The organism is Niastella sp. sgz303648, assembly GCF_059587045.1.
Genome location: NZ_JCAPSW010000011.1, coordinates 152,164 through 167,031, shown reverse-complemented (window position 1 = coordinate 167,031; position 14,868 = coordinate 152,164). Strand labels below are relative to the sequence as shown.

17 protein-coding genes and 1 pseudogene are annotated in these 14,868 nt (G+C 39.1%); 6 read left to right on the top strand and 12 right to left on the bottom strand.

The window, feature by feature from the left end:
• Nucleotides 1–11: 11 nt before the first annotated feature.
• From AC59IL_RS27650 to acsA, 8 genes are all read right to left on the bottom strand, one after another.
• A complete protein-coding gene (locus AC59IL_RS27650; RefSeq protein ID WP_496555465.1) occupies nucleotides 12–773 on the bottom strand; it encodes an SDR family oxidoreductase in 762 nt (253 codons plus the stop codon).
• 94 nt (nucleotides 774–867) lie between these two features.
• On the bottom strand, nucleotides 868–1,116 hold the full coding sequence (locus AC59IL_RS27645) for an acyl carrier protein (protein ID WP_496555464.1): 249 nt from the start codon (nucleotides 1,114–1,116) through the stop codon (nucleotides 868–870).
• Entirely contained in the window at nucleotides 1,113–2,216 is a 1,104-nt protein-coding gene (locus tag AC59IL_RS27640) for a dihydrolipoamide acetyltransferase family protein (RefSeq protein WP_496555463.1), read from the bottom strand. Before AC59IL_RS27640 ends, AC59IL_RS27645 begins: the two co-directional genes overlap by 4 nt.
• Nucleotides 2,203–3,207, bottom strand: a complete 1,005-nt coding sequence (locus tag AC59IL_RS27635) for an alpha-ketoacid dehydrogenase subunit beta (RefSeq protein ID WP_496555462.1) — start codon at nucleotides 3,205–3,207, stop codon at nucleotides 2,203–2,205. The genes AC59IL_RS27640 and AC59IL_RS27635 overlap by 14 nt, the downstream gene beginning before the upstream one ends.
• 41 nt (nucleotides 3,208–3,248) lie before the next feature.
• Complete coding sequence (locus AC59IL_RS27630) at nucleotides 3,249–3,521, bottom strand: zinc ribbon domain-containing protein (RefSeq protein WP_496555461.1); 273 nt, start codon at nucleotides 3,519–3,521, stop codon at nucleotides 3,249–3,251.
• Nucleotides 3,522–3,551: 30 nt separating this feature from the next.
• Nucleotides 3,552–3,926 carry a VOC family protein gene (locus AC59IL_RS27625; RefSeq protein WP_496555460.1) on the bottom strand — a complete coding sequence of 125 codons (375 nt, stop codon included), beginning with the start codon at nucleotides 3,924–3,926 and terminating at the stop codon, nucleotides 3,552–3,554.
• 6 nt (nucleotides 3,927–3,932) lie between these two features.
• Nucleotides 3,933–4,931, bottom strand: coding sequence for a pyruvate dehydrogenase (acetyl-transferring) E1 component subunit alpha (gene pdhA, locus AC59IL_RS27620; RefSeq protein WP_496555459.1), 999 nt, complete (start codon nucleotides 4,929–4,931; stop codon nucleotides 3,933–3,935).
• Between the two features lie 5 nt (nucleotides 4,932–4,936).
• Nucleotides 4,937–6,685, bottom strand: a complete 1,749-nt coding sequence (gene acsA / locus AC59IL_RS27615) for an acetate--CoA ligase (protein ID WP_496555458.1) — start codon at nucleotides 6,683–6,685, stop codon at nucleotides 4,937–4,939.
• A gap of 414 nt (nucleotides 6,686–7,099) precedes the next feature.
• On the opposite strand from acsA, the gene AC59IL_RS27610 reads away from it, so the two are divergent.
• The 4 genes from AC59IL_RS27610 to AC59IL_RS27595 are packed head-to-tail and all read left to right on the top strand — an operon-like array spanning nucleotide 7,100 to nucleotide 9,042.
• Nucleotides 7,100–7,957: a universal stress protein gene (locus tag AC59IL_RS27610; RefSeq protein ID WP_496555457.1), complete on the top strand. Its 858-nt coding sequence runs from the start codon at nucleotides 7,100–7,102 to the stop codon at nucleotides 7,955–7,957.
• Between the two features lie 23 nt (nucleotides 7,958–7,980).
• Nucleotides 7,981–8,121: a hypothetical protein gene (locus AC59IL_RS27605; RefSeq protein ID WP_496555456.1), complete on the top strand. Its 141-nt coding sequence runs from the start codon at nucleotides 7,981–7,983 to the stop codon at nucleotides 8,119–8,121.
• A gap of 19 nt (nucleotides 8,122–8,140) precedes the next feature.
• Nucleotides 8,141–8,353, top strand: coding sequence for a hypothetical protein (locus tag AC59IL_RS27600; protein ID WP_496555455.1), 213 nt, complete (start codon nucleotides 8,141–8,143; stop codon nucleotides 8,351–8,353).
• 41 nt (nucleotides 8,354–8,394) lie between these two features.
• Nucleotides 8,395–9,042: a phosphoribosyltransferase gene (locus tag AC59IL_RS27595; RefSeq protein ID WP_496555454.1), complete on the top strand. Its 648-nt coding sequence runs from the start codon at nucleotides 8,395–8,397 to the stop codon at nucleotides 9,040–9,042.
• Between the two features lie 79 nt (nucleotides 9,043–9,121).
• On the opposite strand, the gene AC59IL_RS27590 is transcribed toward AC59IL_RS27595, so the two are convergent.
• Nucleotides 9,122–9,454, bottom strand: a complete 333-nt coding sequence (locus AC59IL_RS27590) for a phosphatidate cytidylyltransferase (protein ID WP_496555546.1) — start codon at nucleotides 9,452–9,454, stop codon at nucleotides 9,122–9,124.
• Nucleotides 9,455–9,553: 99 nt separating this feature from the next.
• Nucleotides 9,554–10,007, bottom strand: a pseudogene (locus tag AC59IL_RS27585) (chromate transporter).
• A gap of 719 nt (nucleotides 10,008–10,726) precedes the next feature.
• Between AC59IL_RS27585 and AC59IL_RS27580 the strand changes: the two are divergent.
• Both AC59IL_RS27580 and AC59IL_RS27575 read left to right on the top strand, forming a co-directional pair.
• A complete protein-coding gene (locus AC59IL_RS27580) occupies nucleotides 10,727–11,056 on the top strand; it encodes a DUF6922 domain-containing protein (protein WP_496555453.1) in 330 nt (109 codons plus the stop codon).
• Between the two features lie 11 nt (nucleotides 11,057–11,067).
• Nucleotides 11,068–11,718, top strand: a complete 651-nt coding sequence (locus AC59IL_RS27575; RefSeq protein WP_496555452.1) for a nucleotidyl transferase AbiEii/AbiGii toxin family protein — start codon at nucleotides 11,068–11,070, stop codon at nucleotides 11,716–11,718.
• A gap of 75 nt (nucleotides 11,719–11,793) precedes the next feature.
• On the opposite strand, the gene AC59IL_RS27570 is transcribed toward AC59IL_RS27575, so the two are convergent.
• Together AC59IL_RS27570 and AC59IL_RS27565 are read right to left on the bottom strand one after the other, a co-directional pair.
• Nucleotides 11,794–13,848, bottom strand: coding sequence for an ATP-binding response regulator (locus tag AC59IL_RS27570; RefSeq protein WP_496555451.1), 2,055 nt, complete (start codon nucleotides 13,846–13,848; stop codon nucleotides 11,794–11,796).
• Between the two features lie 123 nt (nucleotides 13,849–13,971).
• Nucleotides 13,972–14,529: a GNAT family N-acetyltransferase gene (locus AC59IL_RS27565; RefSeq protein ID WP_496555450.1), complete on the bottom strand. Its 558-nt coding sequence runs from the start codon at nucleotides 14,527–14,529 to the stop codon at nucleotides 13,972–13,974.
• Nucleotides 14,530–14,868: the final 339 nt, after the last annotated feature.

Below are 14,868 nucleotides of genomic sequence, written 5' to 3'. Positions count from 1 at the left end.
GGTCAAAGGCGTTACCCCGCAATCCATCCACCATCCACCGGCATTGAATGTCCTGTAACAAATGAAGCAGCATCAGAGCATAACCATATCACCGCCTCGGCAACCTCTTGCGGATTCCCCATACGGCCTACCGGTTCCATACTGATATATTGTTTTTCTACCTCCTTATCCTTACCAGTTATACGATCGATCATATCAGTATGAATTACACCGGGACAAACAGCGTTAATGCGTATTCCCAGCTTAGCGTTTTCCAATGCAGCAGTTTTAGTTAATCCCACTACGCCGTGTTTACTCACCACGTAAGCCGGAAGACCCGGAAAACCGATAAGTCCGGCTACCGATGCGCAATTCACAATTGCCCCATTCCCTTGTTGAAGCATATGAGGAATTTCATGCTTCATACACAGCCATATTCCTTTCAGGTTAACGCCAATCGTTTTGTCCCAGTTCTCTTCAGTGCATTCCTGTGTGGTGGCGATCGCCCCTTCAATACCTGCATTGTTAAAAGCAAAATCCAGACTGCCAAATGTTTCGATCGTTTTATCTACCATCGCTTTTACATTGTTGTTTTGCGATACATCACATTGAATAAAAATTCCTTCCCCTCCCGCAGCTTTAATCAATTTTATGGTTTCATGCTCTTTATCTTCTATCTGGTCTGCAATAACTACTTTGGCTCCGCGAAGGGCAAAAGCAACCGCTGTAGCTCGTCCTATACCAAAGCTGCCACCGGTAACAATAGCAACTTTGCCGTTGAATATTTTTTCCATGATCACTCGCTTATAGGTTTATAATGACTATAAATTTACCAATAAGTAAAGAGATGAAAAACGACACCGGTCAGGCAAGTAAAACACCCAAAAGCTACCAGCTTTTCTTCTGCTGTATATATTTAACCAAATTTCCAAGCGTAGTAATTTTTCCGTAATCCTCTTCAGGTGTATCTATGCCAAAATGTTCATCCAATGCCACCACAAACTGCAATGCATCAAAAGAATCTATTTCAAGTGTATGCCTTATATCCTCATCGGGCTTTAAGTTCGCCGGTTCGGTATCCGGAGCAATCTTTTTTAATAATTCTATAACTACCTGTTTTATTTCCGTTTCTGTCATAACATATCCGGTTTTTGAAGATGATTATTTATTGCCATAAGCAACCGGCTGCCTGTTGTTCCGTCTGTTGCCCGATGATCACCAGAGAGCGTAACAGTAATTACCGGTCGAACATCGAGCATACCGTGTTCGGCCCAGGGTTGTTCTGTAATACTTCCAAAACCAACAATAGCAACCTGGGGCGGATAAATGACCCCATATACCAACTCTGCATTTCCTTCGCCAAGGCTGGTAATGGTAATTGTTGATTCGCTTAATTCAGAACTTTTCAGTTTCATAGCCCTTGCCCTGGGAATGATATCATTTAATGCTTCCATTAACTCATCCGGCGTTTTTTTATCGGTATTATGAATGGCCGGTATCATTACACCGCCTGTACGCAATGAAATGGCAAAGCCAATATTTATTTCACTTTTTTGTTGAAAACCATTTTCCCAATAGCCGTTTAATTCCGGCACTTCTGTTAATGCTTTTGCCACTGCTTTGATCAATAATACCACCGGTAACAATCGTTGTTTAACACGTCGCTGTTTATTTGCTTCACTAAGCCATACCAGCGATTTGCTCATATCTATTTTTGTTTGCAGATAATAATGTGGAATTTCCCGGTTCGATCTGCTCATGGCAGCTGCTACTGCCATGCGAATACTTTCTGTGGCTGTTGGTTTCTTTTCTGTAGTTAAAGGCCCTTTTGCTGCAATAAGCTTTTCAATATCTTCTTTTGTTATGGCGCCTCCTTCCCCGGTTCCTTTAACTGTTAGTAAATCAATTCCTTTTTCAGCCGCTATTCGCCTGGCAAGGGGTGAGGCTTTTACCGTGCGTAGTAAAGTAACCGTCGGTTGTATAGGTTGGGTAGTTTGCTCTTTTCCGTTTGCAATCAACGCCATAACAGTACCTACCGGAACTTTTTCATCTTCTTTAATCAATACCTTTTCAATGAAGCCCTCATCAAATACTTCAATATCAATTAGTCCTTTTTGCGTTTCAACAATGGCAATAATATCCCCGCGCTTCACTTTATCACCAGGCTTTACCAGCCATTCGCGAAGCGTTCCAGCTTCCATATCAGCGCCCAGGCTGGGCATGCTAAATTCTATCATGCTGCAGCATCTTTTTTACGTTACCAACAATATCTTCTTTCTGCGGCAGGGATGCATCTTCGAGATGTTTGGGATATGGCATGGGTACTTCCACTCCGCACAGCCGTTGTACCGGGGCATCCAGCTCATAAAAAATGTTTTCCATAATACGGGAGCTTACTTCTGCGGTAATATTTACCGAACCCCATGCTTCTTCCACCAGCAAGGCACGATGCGTTTTTTTAACTGAATCAAAAATTGTTTCTGCATCCAGGGGCCGAAGCACACGCAAATCAACCACTTCTGCTTCTATGCCCATCGTTGCTAATTCTATTGCCGCATCCAGGGCTTTATATACTCCGGCTCCATACGTTATAATGGAAATATCTTTTCCCTTATTTTTTATAGCGGCCTTTGAAATATTTACAATACCAGCATTGGCCTGAATTTCCTTCTCCATATTTAACATGGCTGTATATTCAAAAATAATAACCGGATCAGGGCTTTGCAATGCCATGAGCAGCATACCACGGGCATCTTCATGCGTACCGGCCGACAACACTCTAAGCCCAGGTATATGAGCAAATAAAGGCTCCCAGCTGTGAGAATGTTGCGCTGCCAGTTGCCGACCGGTGCCACAACTCATTCGTATTACAACAGGCACATTTAACTGACCGCCCGACATATGCAACAAGGTGGCCGCATTGTTTACAATCTGGTCCATGGCCAGCAAACTGAAATTCACTGTCATAACTTCCACAACAGGACGCATACCTCCAAGAGCGGCCCCTATACCGGCGCCTACAAATCCGTTTTCCGACAAAGGCACATCCATGATCCGTTCAGGACCGAACTCCTGCAGCAAACCTTTGCTAACCGCAAAAGCGCCTCCGTAGCGACCTACATCCTCGCCCATCAAAAAAACCTTTTCATCTTTTTGTAAAGCATCGCGGATACCCTGTTTAAGCGCTTCGCGATAAGTGATTTTTATAGTGCTGTTTCCATTGATCATATTGTACACTGTTTAAACAAGTGCCCTGCAAGCACAAAACATCAAAGAATTGATTCTTTATTACGCCACCGTTTTAAATACTGCAATCTGCTTACAGTCGTTTCTATTATATCTTCCGGTACTTTTTCCTTTTCCATTTGTTGAATAACATTTTCCTTCATTTTACGCCAGGTCATGCCGGGATCAGTAAATGCTCCCTGCTGGTAACAGTATTTGCAATACTCATTACTTTTTGAACCATCTTTTTCAATACCACGCAATTCAGGATCATCAAGCGGCATGCCGCAGCTCTGGCAATAATGTTTGTTTTCCATAATTTTTTATTTTTATTATGGGATATTGTTTCAATGTGCTTCTTTATCTTCCTGAAACAAACCAAAACGATTATTTTCAGTATCTGTGCATACTGCCAGCCATCCCCATCCCTGAACTGCCTGTTTTGGCCCTATGACTTTTCCGCCCATATTAATTACCCTTTTTATCATTTCATCAACAGATAAAACGCCAATAAAATTGACAATGCCGGTCTGTTGCGAATTTTCTCTTTTTGCTATTCCTCCTCCTACTCCTTTATTTCCAAACCAATCTTTTGTTTCGATCAGGTAATAATTCATGGGGCCGGGCAGCAATTGAATCTTCCATCCAAATAACGATTCATAAAACTTTTTTGCCCGTTCAGGATCATCGGCACTGATATCAAAATGAACAATTGTAGACATACATTTTCATTTTGTCTCACTATAAACAAATCTGGTTAACTCCGAAACCGGCTCCCATGTTCCGGCTTCTGCAAAATCAACAGCCCTTTGCACATCACTTTCAACTTTTTGATCAAGTTGTTTAAGATCATCTTGTGTTATCAACTGTAGTTCCATTAATTTTTTTTGCAAAGCAGGAATAGGATCTTTCTCTTTCCATTCATCTACCTCACTTTTTTCGCGGTATAGCTCAGCATCAAACATAGAGTGTGCACGAAACCGGTAGGTATTGCAAACAAGGAAAAAAGGCCGACCTGTTTTATGTATTTTTCCCACTGCCTCATGGGCAGCTTTTTCCACTTCCAGAACATCCATCCCATTTACAGCCACCGATTCGATACCATAGGCCGTTCCTTTTTTCTCAAGCTCCTTTACAGCGTGTGAATAGCGGATGGCTGTACCCATCGCATATAAATTATTTTCGCAAACCATCAGTAAGGGTACACTCCATAAAGCTGCCAGGTTCATCGTTTCATGAAACGCGCCTTCTGCAACAGCGCCATCACCAAAAATGCAGCAGGTAATATTGTTCTTATTTTGTTTTTTGGAAGCCAGGGCCATTCCAACAGCTATGGGTAGATGACCCGCCACAATCGCATTGCCCCCATAGAACTTTTTACCTGCATCGAATAAATGCATAGAACCACCCCTTCCGCGGCTACATCCTTCTACCCTTCCATACATTTCGGCCATAATTGCACCGGCATCAATACCCCGGGCAAGGGCATGACCATGTTCACGGTAGGTGCTAAAAATATTATCATCAGGTGTTAATGCCTGCATTATGCCTGCCGCTACGGCTTCTTCCCCAACATATAAATGCAGAAAGCCGCGTATTTTCATTTTGGTATATAACTCTGCAGCCTTTTCTTCAAATCGCCTGGCCAGCATCATCTGGGAAAGAAGATCCAGGCCATGCGAACGATCAATGATTGGTATAGATTGTATGGCGGATATATTTTCCATTATAGTCAGGATTGTTCAAGTGTTGAAATATCGCCTTCGGGCAAACCTAATTCTCTTGCTTTCAAAAGCCGGCGCAATATTTTACCACTTCGTGTTTTGGGTAATTCATCTGCAAAAGCAATTTCCTTAGGTGCTACAGCAGGTCCCAGTTTCTGCCGGGCATAACCAAGTATATCCAGTTGAACTTTTTCATTACCGGTGAAACCATGTTTCAGTACAATAAACGCCTTAACTATTTCGCCGATCACAGGATCGGGTTTGCCAATAACAGCTGCTTCGGCAACAGCCACATGCTCCATTAATGTGCTTTCCACTTCAAATGGGCCTACCATGTGACCGGATGTTTTAATAATGTCGTCTGAACGGCCCACAAACCAATAATAGCCATCAGCATCTTTTTTTGCCAGGTCGCCGGTGATGTACCATTCGCCCCTGAAACACTTTTTATATCGCTCCTCATCATGCAGATAGGCCCGGAACATAGAAGGCCAACCTTGTTTCAATACCAGATGCCCCTGTTTACCAGGCTCTGTAATAATGTTAATAGCTTCATCAGTCACTTCGGCAATAGCTGCTTCTGTGCCGGGTAACGGTTTACCCATCGAACCCGGCTTTACTTTCATAGATGGAAAATTGGCGATCATAATGCCCCCTGTTTCTGTTTGCCACCAGTTGTCGAGTATAGGCATGCCAAATGTTTTTTCGCCCCATAGCACAGCCTCTGCATGTAAAGGTTCTCCAACGCTGCAGATTAATTTAAGCGATTGCAGATTATAACTTTCACGTGGTTTTATATTCATACGCATCAGCCTGCGGATAGCTGTAGGAGCAGTATACCACACATTTACTTTATGTTTTTCCAAAATAGAATACCAGCGAACGGCATCAAACTCTTCTTCATCAATTATATTGGTTACACCACAAACCAATGGCGCAATAATTCCATATGAAGTTCCCGTTACCCATCCCGGATCAGCTGTACACCAAAAAATATCACCTTTTTGTAAATCGAGCACGTTTTTGCCGGTCATGTAATGCATTAGTACAGCATTATGCACATGCAGGGCGCCTTTGGGCATACCTGTGGTACCACTGGTGAAATGTAGTAATGCAGGGTCTTCAGGATCTGTAGCCGGAATAAAAAATTCATCATATGCTTCTTCCATTAACCAGGGAAGCGATAACACCTTTTTATCAATATGCCTTTCTTCATCGGTTAATAAAACAAATTGCAGGGAAGGTAATCTGAGTAGCAGTTGCTTCACCTTTTTTTCAAATAAGGCTCTGGTTGTTACCAGCACTTTTGCATCCCCCCTGCTCAACCGTTGAAATACAGGTTCAGGGCCAAACACCGAAAACAAAGGACAAAACACCGCAGTAGTCTTAAGTGTTCCCAATGCAGCAATGTACAATTCAGGAATACGTCCGGATAGTGTAAAAACCCTGTCGCTTTTTTTAATCCCTATATTCACCAACACATTCGCAAAGCGCGAGCTAAGTTGTTGTAAAGCGATATAAGAAAAATCCTGCGTGCTCAGGTCTTTGCGGATCCATCTTAGCGCAATTGTATTTGCCAGTTCATCTTTTGCATGACGTTCAACCGCTTCATAAGCTATGTTCAATCCTTTATTTTCAGGAAGGCCATTAAGATGATTTCTTTCATATTGCCAGTTAAATGAACGGCAACACGATTCATAATCCTGGAGGTTGTGTGCAATGGTACCCGGGCTGGTCAGTAATGCTGGTCCTATCATAAAAAAATTATATTCTCAATCTATCAAAATAAAAAGACAATGAAAATGATCCCTATCATAATGGCCTATGATATTTGCACATAAAACCGGTTGGGCGATCCCCGTTACCTGCTATGTAAAAAACACAAAAGGTGTATTTTAAAAAGATAGTTTCCGCCGAAGAATTTCCACTAAAATGCTTATTAATACTTTGAATTACAATTGAAACAATGGTTGTTAATAGAATCCGTAAAAAAAGAACAACGAATAATCATGATATTTTCTGTACCAACAAAAAAAGGGATCACCCTATCTTCCTGAACTTAATGCAATTTCCCTACCAGGCGGTTACTTAATGAGGTTTATCATATAGGGTAATGATGCCCATCATTGAAAGCCCCCTGTAATAGCTGGTAGCTTTGAAGAAAGCATATTATGAAAACCATTCTGGTTGCCACCGATTTTTCAGATGCTGCACATAATGCCACCTTATATGCAGCAGAGTTAGCCAAAGCATTTAATGCCCGGTTAATATTGTTCAGCGCTTATGAACAGATGCCTGTTCCGGTATCAGAAATTCCGGTGCTTACTTTGGAAGAAATGGGAATCCGGGTTCAGCGCCAACTGGAAGATGAAAAAAAGGCACTTACAGTGGGAAATGAAATATCTGTTGAAATCATTTCCAGGCCAGGTATTGCAGCCAGGTGCATTCTACAGGCCGTTAATGAAAATAAGGCCGATATCATAATTACCGGTATGAAAAAAACAGGCGCCGCTATTCGCCGTTTTTTTGGTAGTACAGTTACAGCATTGGTAAAAACGCTACCCGTTCCTTTGCTGGTAGTACCGGAAGAAACTTCATTTATCAATATATCGGCAATAGCATTGGCTAATGAAAGTGATGCAGCACCCAATAGTGATCCACATTTGCTGGATATATTACGTGAAATAGGAGAAAGATTTCATGCAAAGTTATACCTGGTGCGAATAACAAAAAACCAGTTCCAGGAAGCCTATGAAGTATTGAATCCTCCCTTTAAAATAAAAAGGATGGTACGAACACTTGACCCGGTGTATGAATGCATTGAAGGAAAAGATATACCTCAGGCATTAAATGATTTTATTGCCGGGTACAAAATAAACCTGCTGGCAATATTGCCTCACAAACATGCCTTGCTGGAAAGATGGTTTTATAAAAGTACAACCCGCTCTATGATTTTTGAAAGCCCGATCCCATTGCTGATTTTACCCGAACTGCATAAGCATACCGATAGTGACATTGAAGCCTGGTAAATCATTATAAAATTATGTATGGTATGAAAAAAGAAAAATTTACAGCAGACGAACTTCCTTTGTTACAAAAAGAAAAAGGGAATATTTGTATTTCTGTGATTGTTCCTACTCACAGACTTTCGCCCGATAGAAGAACCGATCCTTTACAACTGGAAAAAGCCTGAAGGAAGAGGGTTCAGGCTTTTGGTAGAAAAGGATCTTTCTGTTACAGGGTTTATTAAAAATAAAGATGACTATCAATTATACCTGCATCCTCCCAAAAAATCGCACCGTTTGGTGCCCGATGCAGTAAATTCCATTATAGCACTGGTACTGGAAAAAAACGGCGAAGTAGTAATAATAGAAAATGATATGTTGAAAGAATATGAACGAATGGCATTGATTACACGCTATTAATAAATAGCATCCTGAACATTACTTAACTTAATAACATCCCCATGTTTGTAAACCGAAAAGAAGCCGCTTTACAACTGGCTAAAGCGCTGGAAAAATATAAAAACAAAGAAGTGATTGTATTAGGTATTCCAAGGGGAGGCGCCGAAACTGCTTACTATATAGCCAAAAACCTGAATGCCGGATTATCGCTTTTAATTGTGCGCAAACTCGGCCACCCGTATAACACGGAGTATGCTTTCGGCGCTATTGCAGAAGATGGCTCTGTTTTTTATACCCCTTCTGCCAAATCAGAATTATCACAGGAAATGATGGATGAAATAGAGGACCAACAACGCCAGGAGATCGAGAGAAGAAAACAAACGCTCCGCAAAGGCCAGCCCCTGCCGGATATAAAAAACAAAATCGTCATTATTACAGATGATGGTATTGCCACCGGTGCTACAATTTTTGCTGCTATTAAAATGTGTAAAAAGAAAGAGGCAGCAAAAATTGTAGTGGCCGCACCGGTTGCAACTGAAAGCAAGGAAAAAGAATTGGAGCAGGAAGCCGATGAAGTGATCATTCTGGAAACACCTGCTCGTTTCTACGCTGTGTCGCAGGCATACGATTCATTCTATAATCTTACTGATAATGAAGCTCTGGATTTTTTGGAAAGATGGGAAATAGAACGAAGATTACTGAAACACTAATAAGAAGGTTCATTATTCAAACCCTTTTTGTGTATCCATTAGTTGTGTATGGTAATGTTCGGCCAGTTGCAGATAAGTATTAGCCTTTATTAGCCAGCAAGGAGTCAAACCGGTCGAGCATACCACCATGCCCCGGCAAAATAGTTCCTGAATCTTTCACATTAAGGCTTCGTTTCATAAGCGATTTGATCAAATCGCCATAAGTACCTGTAACTATTATAATTAAAACAACGACCAACCAGTTGATTGCGGATATGTTTGTAAAAAAATAAGAATCGACATAGGCAACGATAAGAGCACAAGTTAATCCGCCAAAGCTTCCTTCCCATGTTTTTTTAGGTGAAATTACGCTGAAACAAATGGTGCCTGCCAAAAGATTTTCCCGCACCTCCCAATACCACCAATGCACCATTGAGTTTTCTGAATCTAATACTGACCACCAACCCTGCAATAGCAATTATTATCGTTTTCCAATCTGTAAGGGAGGCTCTGCCCATCTCAATGCATACCGCTAAAATGATAGCAACAGAACGTTGTTTTTTAATAAGTAAATCAGCATCCCTAATAGGCCTGCACCAAAAAGTATATAAATTTCATTTATGCCAGCCAACACCAAAATGGCTGCTACAATACCTATAACGGCCAGCTCAACCGATTTGAGTGCTTTTCTGTCTAAAGAAATCATCAGCGAAACAATCACTCCAATAATGGCAGGTTTGATACCATAAACAAATGGTTCGACTTGTGGCAGTTTGCCATATTGCTGGTATAAATATGCAAACACAGCGGTAATGATAACAGCCGGAAGTATAAAGCAAATACCGGCCACTATAAGCCCTTTCATGCCCACAATGCATAGTCATTTCTGTAGAATTAGGGCCCGGGATTATATTGGTAGCTCCAACTAAATCCCAAAAATGTTCTTGTGAAAACCATTTCCGTTTTCTCACTACTTCTTCTTCCATCATGACAATGTGTACAGCCGGGCCACCGAAACCAATTGTTCCTAATTCCAGGAACAGTCGTGAATTTCGGATAGTGTTGACAACTGTATGCTTTTTTCTGTTCTACCGGACATCTATTTATTGGTAGATTTTTTAATGAACGATTTGATGATTGCCAGATATTAAATCAATAGAAAGACAGCATCGATAAGGGCGAAAACAGTGACAAATATAGCTGCATGATTAAACTTTTACAATAATAATCCAGCTGCAGGAGCATTCGTTGTTCATAACTCACTTTCCCGATGATTGATTTTCAAATCCAGTGACTTGTTTCATATAGCAGCTGTAATTTTAATAGCATTGTCATACAAATCCGTTCGGTATTCGTGCTCCATTGCCCAAAATCTTTTTCAACAGGATAGGCAGCCATTTGGTAGTGACACCAATTTATGAGCACGGCGGGATTCGAACCCGCAATTGTAGGTAACTCTTTAGCGGCACCATTCACAATGCAAACTTCCAGGGTTCTTCTTGAACGATACAATGTAGTTAAATCCGTTTTCGCATAATAAAGCTAACTCCCAATTTCGTTTTTTTTAAATCTTACCGAGCCTCAGTTTACACTCTGAGAGATTGCCCTACACTTGATTCATTTTTGTTGGGATAAATGAACAAAATATTCTAAAACCGCACACTATTGGAATGATGGACGATATTTTCGTAATTTTAATAGAATTATGAGAGTTGCAAATCACAACGAGGGCAATTTAGACAGTCAAAAGCCAAACCTCCCCAAATACCTTTTTTGGGATTGGGAATACAATGCAATTGACTGGCAAAATGGGTATCGGAGTATTATTGCCCGGGTACTTGAACGTGGCAATAAAGAAGAATGGCAGGAGATCATAAGATTTTACGGAGGTGACACAATTATTAATGCGCTGAAGACTGAAATCAAATACCTTCCTGATTATATCATTGACAAAGTGTGCGGCTATTTTAACCTTCAAGAGGGTGAATTAGCATGCTACACACGAAAACAGTCGCGAAGAGGACGCTGGATCTAATTAAAACGCTGATGTCCGATGATAAATTTCGGGATTTTAATTTGGTTGGAGGAACTGCCCTTTCTCTTCAAATTGGTCACCGCAAGTCAATTGACATTGATCTTTTCTCAATTACTTCATTCAATTCACAAGACGTTGCCGGGCATCTTGTCTTAAAATATGACGCCAAAGAGGTTCGCCATATAACAAATGCAGTTTTCTGCTTGATTGATAACATTAAAATTGACCTTATTTCTCATCAATACCCACTGGTCAATGGCATTAATATTGTCGATAACATCAGGATGATTTCTTTAGAGGACATTGGCGCAATGAAACTGAATGCTATTTATAGCAATGGTACCAGGTTAAAAGACTTTGTTGATATGTATACCTTACTGGAAAATTTTACGTTAAACCATTTGTTGCAGGCTTTTCAGAAAAAATACCCGGAAATTGATATTGAAATGGCAAAAAAGGCTTTAACATACTATGAGGATATTGATTTTGCCATGCCTATTATGTTAACGGATGCAAAATTTAGCTGGGCCGATATTTCTAAAAGGTTGAAAGCAGCCACAGAAAATCCGCATCTTTCCTTTGGAACACTTCAGGCCGCAAAAGACGTATTGAAGAAAATTGAAATGGCTAAAAGCAGAAAAAACAAAGGCCCCAGGCGATAATATTTTCCTTTCGATCGTAATGTATCATGAATATATCAACAAATTCATCTTCATAGACACATCCACAATTTTTATTTAAAAATTCAGCTTATTCAGCAACTCAATCTTACTCCCCACATCAACTTTCTTAAAAATGTTTTGCACATGCTTCTCCACAGTTCGATCAGAAATAAATAGATTAGTTCCTATGTCCTTGTAAGAACAGCCCTTTTCGATAAACTTTACAATTTCTATTTCCCGTTGAGTCAACCTGAACTGTATACAATTAAAGGTAAATCTTTCGTCAGGCGATGACTTTGGTTCAACATTGGTCTTTAAAATCCTATTTAAAAACAGTTCCTTTTTCTTGCCGGCCACATTTATAATTGATTCAATTTTTTGCATCAATTCGTTTATTGAGAATGGCTTCATAATAAAGTCTATAGCTCCCAACTTTAAGCCTTTCACTTTATCAGCCTTGTCTGATTTTGCAGTTAAAAATATAAATGGAATATGGTTATAATTCGGGTCCTTTGAAATAATTTCTCTGAACTGATACCCATCCATAGTATCCATCATAATATCACAAATAAATAATTCAGGCATTAATGTGCTTACCCTCAATTTCTTTATTGCTTCGCTTCCGTTTACGGCCACTAATACATTGTAATTTTTGCCACTTATCTTTGTCAAAAGATAGCTGAGCATATCCAGGTTATCTTCTATGATCATTATGGTTGGCTGATTATCATTAATAATTTTATCATTAACGACATTATTAATTACAACCTGATTAATACCATTCGGTTGCCTGGTGAGGGGAATTTCATTTTCTGATAAGTGTTGACTCAATAATATTTTAATTTCTGTTCCCAGAGGTATTGAAGGAACACTTAGTATTTCAATTGTACCATCTAATTCTTCAACTACATTCTTTACTATTGACAACCCTAGCCCCATTCCTTGCCTATTACTTTTATGATTCGAAATTGTGAAATATGGCTCAAATATTTTCTTTAAGCGATCAGGATGGATGCCTATACCAAAGTCTTTTACAATGAAATGAACTTTTTCATCGCACACTTGCAGAGAAACTGCTATCTTGCCATTTTCATTAGAAAATTTTATCGCATTTTCAATAAGATTATTGATTATCCTATACAAAGCCATAGGATCTGCTTTAACATAAATATCTTCATCAACGTTGTATTCCAATTCCAGTTGTCGGTTTTGGGCATACTGTTTAAATAATAGCAAACTACTTTTTAGTAATTCACTAAAGTTGGAAAGTGTACTGTGATTATAAACGTTCAGTCCTTTGTTGAATTTTTCTATGTCAAACAAATTGAGCACATCTGATGAAAGTTTGTTGAGGCTGTTTTTGACGATTAATAACTCTTCAGACCCTTCAAGCTTTGAGCTATATTCTTCAAAGTAGTTTTTCATTAATGTCACCGGAGTCTTAATCTCATGAGCCAGATTGACAAAAGCATTTGCACGCTGATCACTTATCAACTTTATTTCCCGGGTTCTTTTTTCAACCTCCATCTGAAGATTAGCGTTCCAGTTTCTTAATTGCTGCTCTGACTCGATTAGTCTTTGGTGATCAGCCCTAAAAGCTTTTATATGTCTTTTAACATGGAATGAAAAAAGAAGTAAGAATCCAAAATTTGTTATTGTTGCTTCAACAACTTGCCCCAGGCTTAACCAAACTATTGCTGGCTCAAAAACCCATGGCGTTATGCTTAAGAACATAACAGCTATTTCCTCTCTTGATTCTTTCTTACTAAAACTGTGCTGATACTTAAACCTAACAGCATTGTAGAGAGAATAGACTACCCACGGCGCATAAAATACCGGGATTATCAAAACGTAGTTTGCTGCATTCAAATCATTTGTCACGCCAAGTACAATAACAAAGAATATATAAGGTATGATTAAAAAAATATAAACGCCTCTGAAAGCATGAAACCTCATTTTTTTTAAATCAAAAGCTTTATATACATAGTAAGGAAAATAAGTGGGGGCAATGAAACCTGAAGCATAGGCAATTGACTCCTGTACAAAGAATGATCCCATTAAATTAGGATCTGGGAGCAGACCGCTTGTCAGATTGAAAATAATTAATAAAAAGATCAGTGTAATGTTCAATATCGTCGTTTTGTCTCCAGGTCTTGATAATTTATATATTACCAGATAAAAGAATAAGACAGATTCAAAACACACAAACAGAAATGTTACAATATGCATTTGAGTTCCTGGTACCAGCATTATTTACACTTTTTTTAGAAGGAATAATGTATAGCCTAAATCCAATTCGCTAAAAATTTCAAACCCGTGCTTTTTGTACCAAGGAAGATTTGTCAGAGTAGAAGTCTCTAAATAAACAGGAATATCATCATTAATAACCTGTTCTAAAATTGCAGATCCTATTCCCTGATTTTGAACATCAGGACTAACGCCTATAAACCACAAATGCTTATATGGTTGCTTTGGGTGTAATGCCTTTATTTTGGATTCTCGTTTAAGGGCCTTACTAACATTCATAATACCACAACAGAAAATCGCTAGCCTTGCATCTAATAAAATGCTTCTCAATGTGGTTTTCTTTCTATGTGGAAATAGAATCAAAACACATCCCTTCTTATCATCAGATAGTATAATAGAACCAGATAAAAGGCAGACATCAAAGGCATATTCCATTAATTTCCGGATGCGAAAGAGTCTTTTTTTGTCCTGCTTAATAATATAATTTACACTCTTATTGTCACGAAATGAGTTAGCAAGTATATCAACAACAATTTCCTTATGTTCCTGCTTTGCTTGTATCATCCTACATCTTTTTATTATTATAATAAATTAATTACAATTTGATTAAATACATTTATCAAAGTAATTCGTATTGCTACTAATAATATAGGAAGCCAAATTTTTCAATTGGTTAACTCATAAGAAAAGATGAGGAGTTGCCATAATATTGAACCGAACATTCTGAGTAACTACAGCCGGAAACACAATTAATATTTCAGTTAATTATACTACAATTTAAAAAGACACTTTTAAATAACAAAAAAATAAAGAAATAAATAAAGACTATAATATAATATATGAATACGGTTGCCATTATACGTTACCAGCAAAAAAATTAGTATTGCGGTAATTGGATCGAGC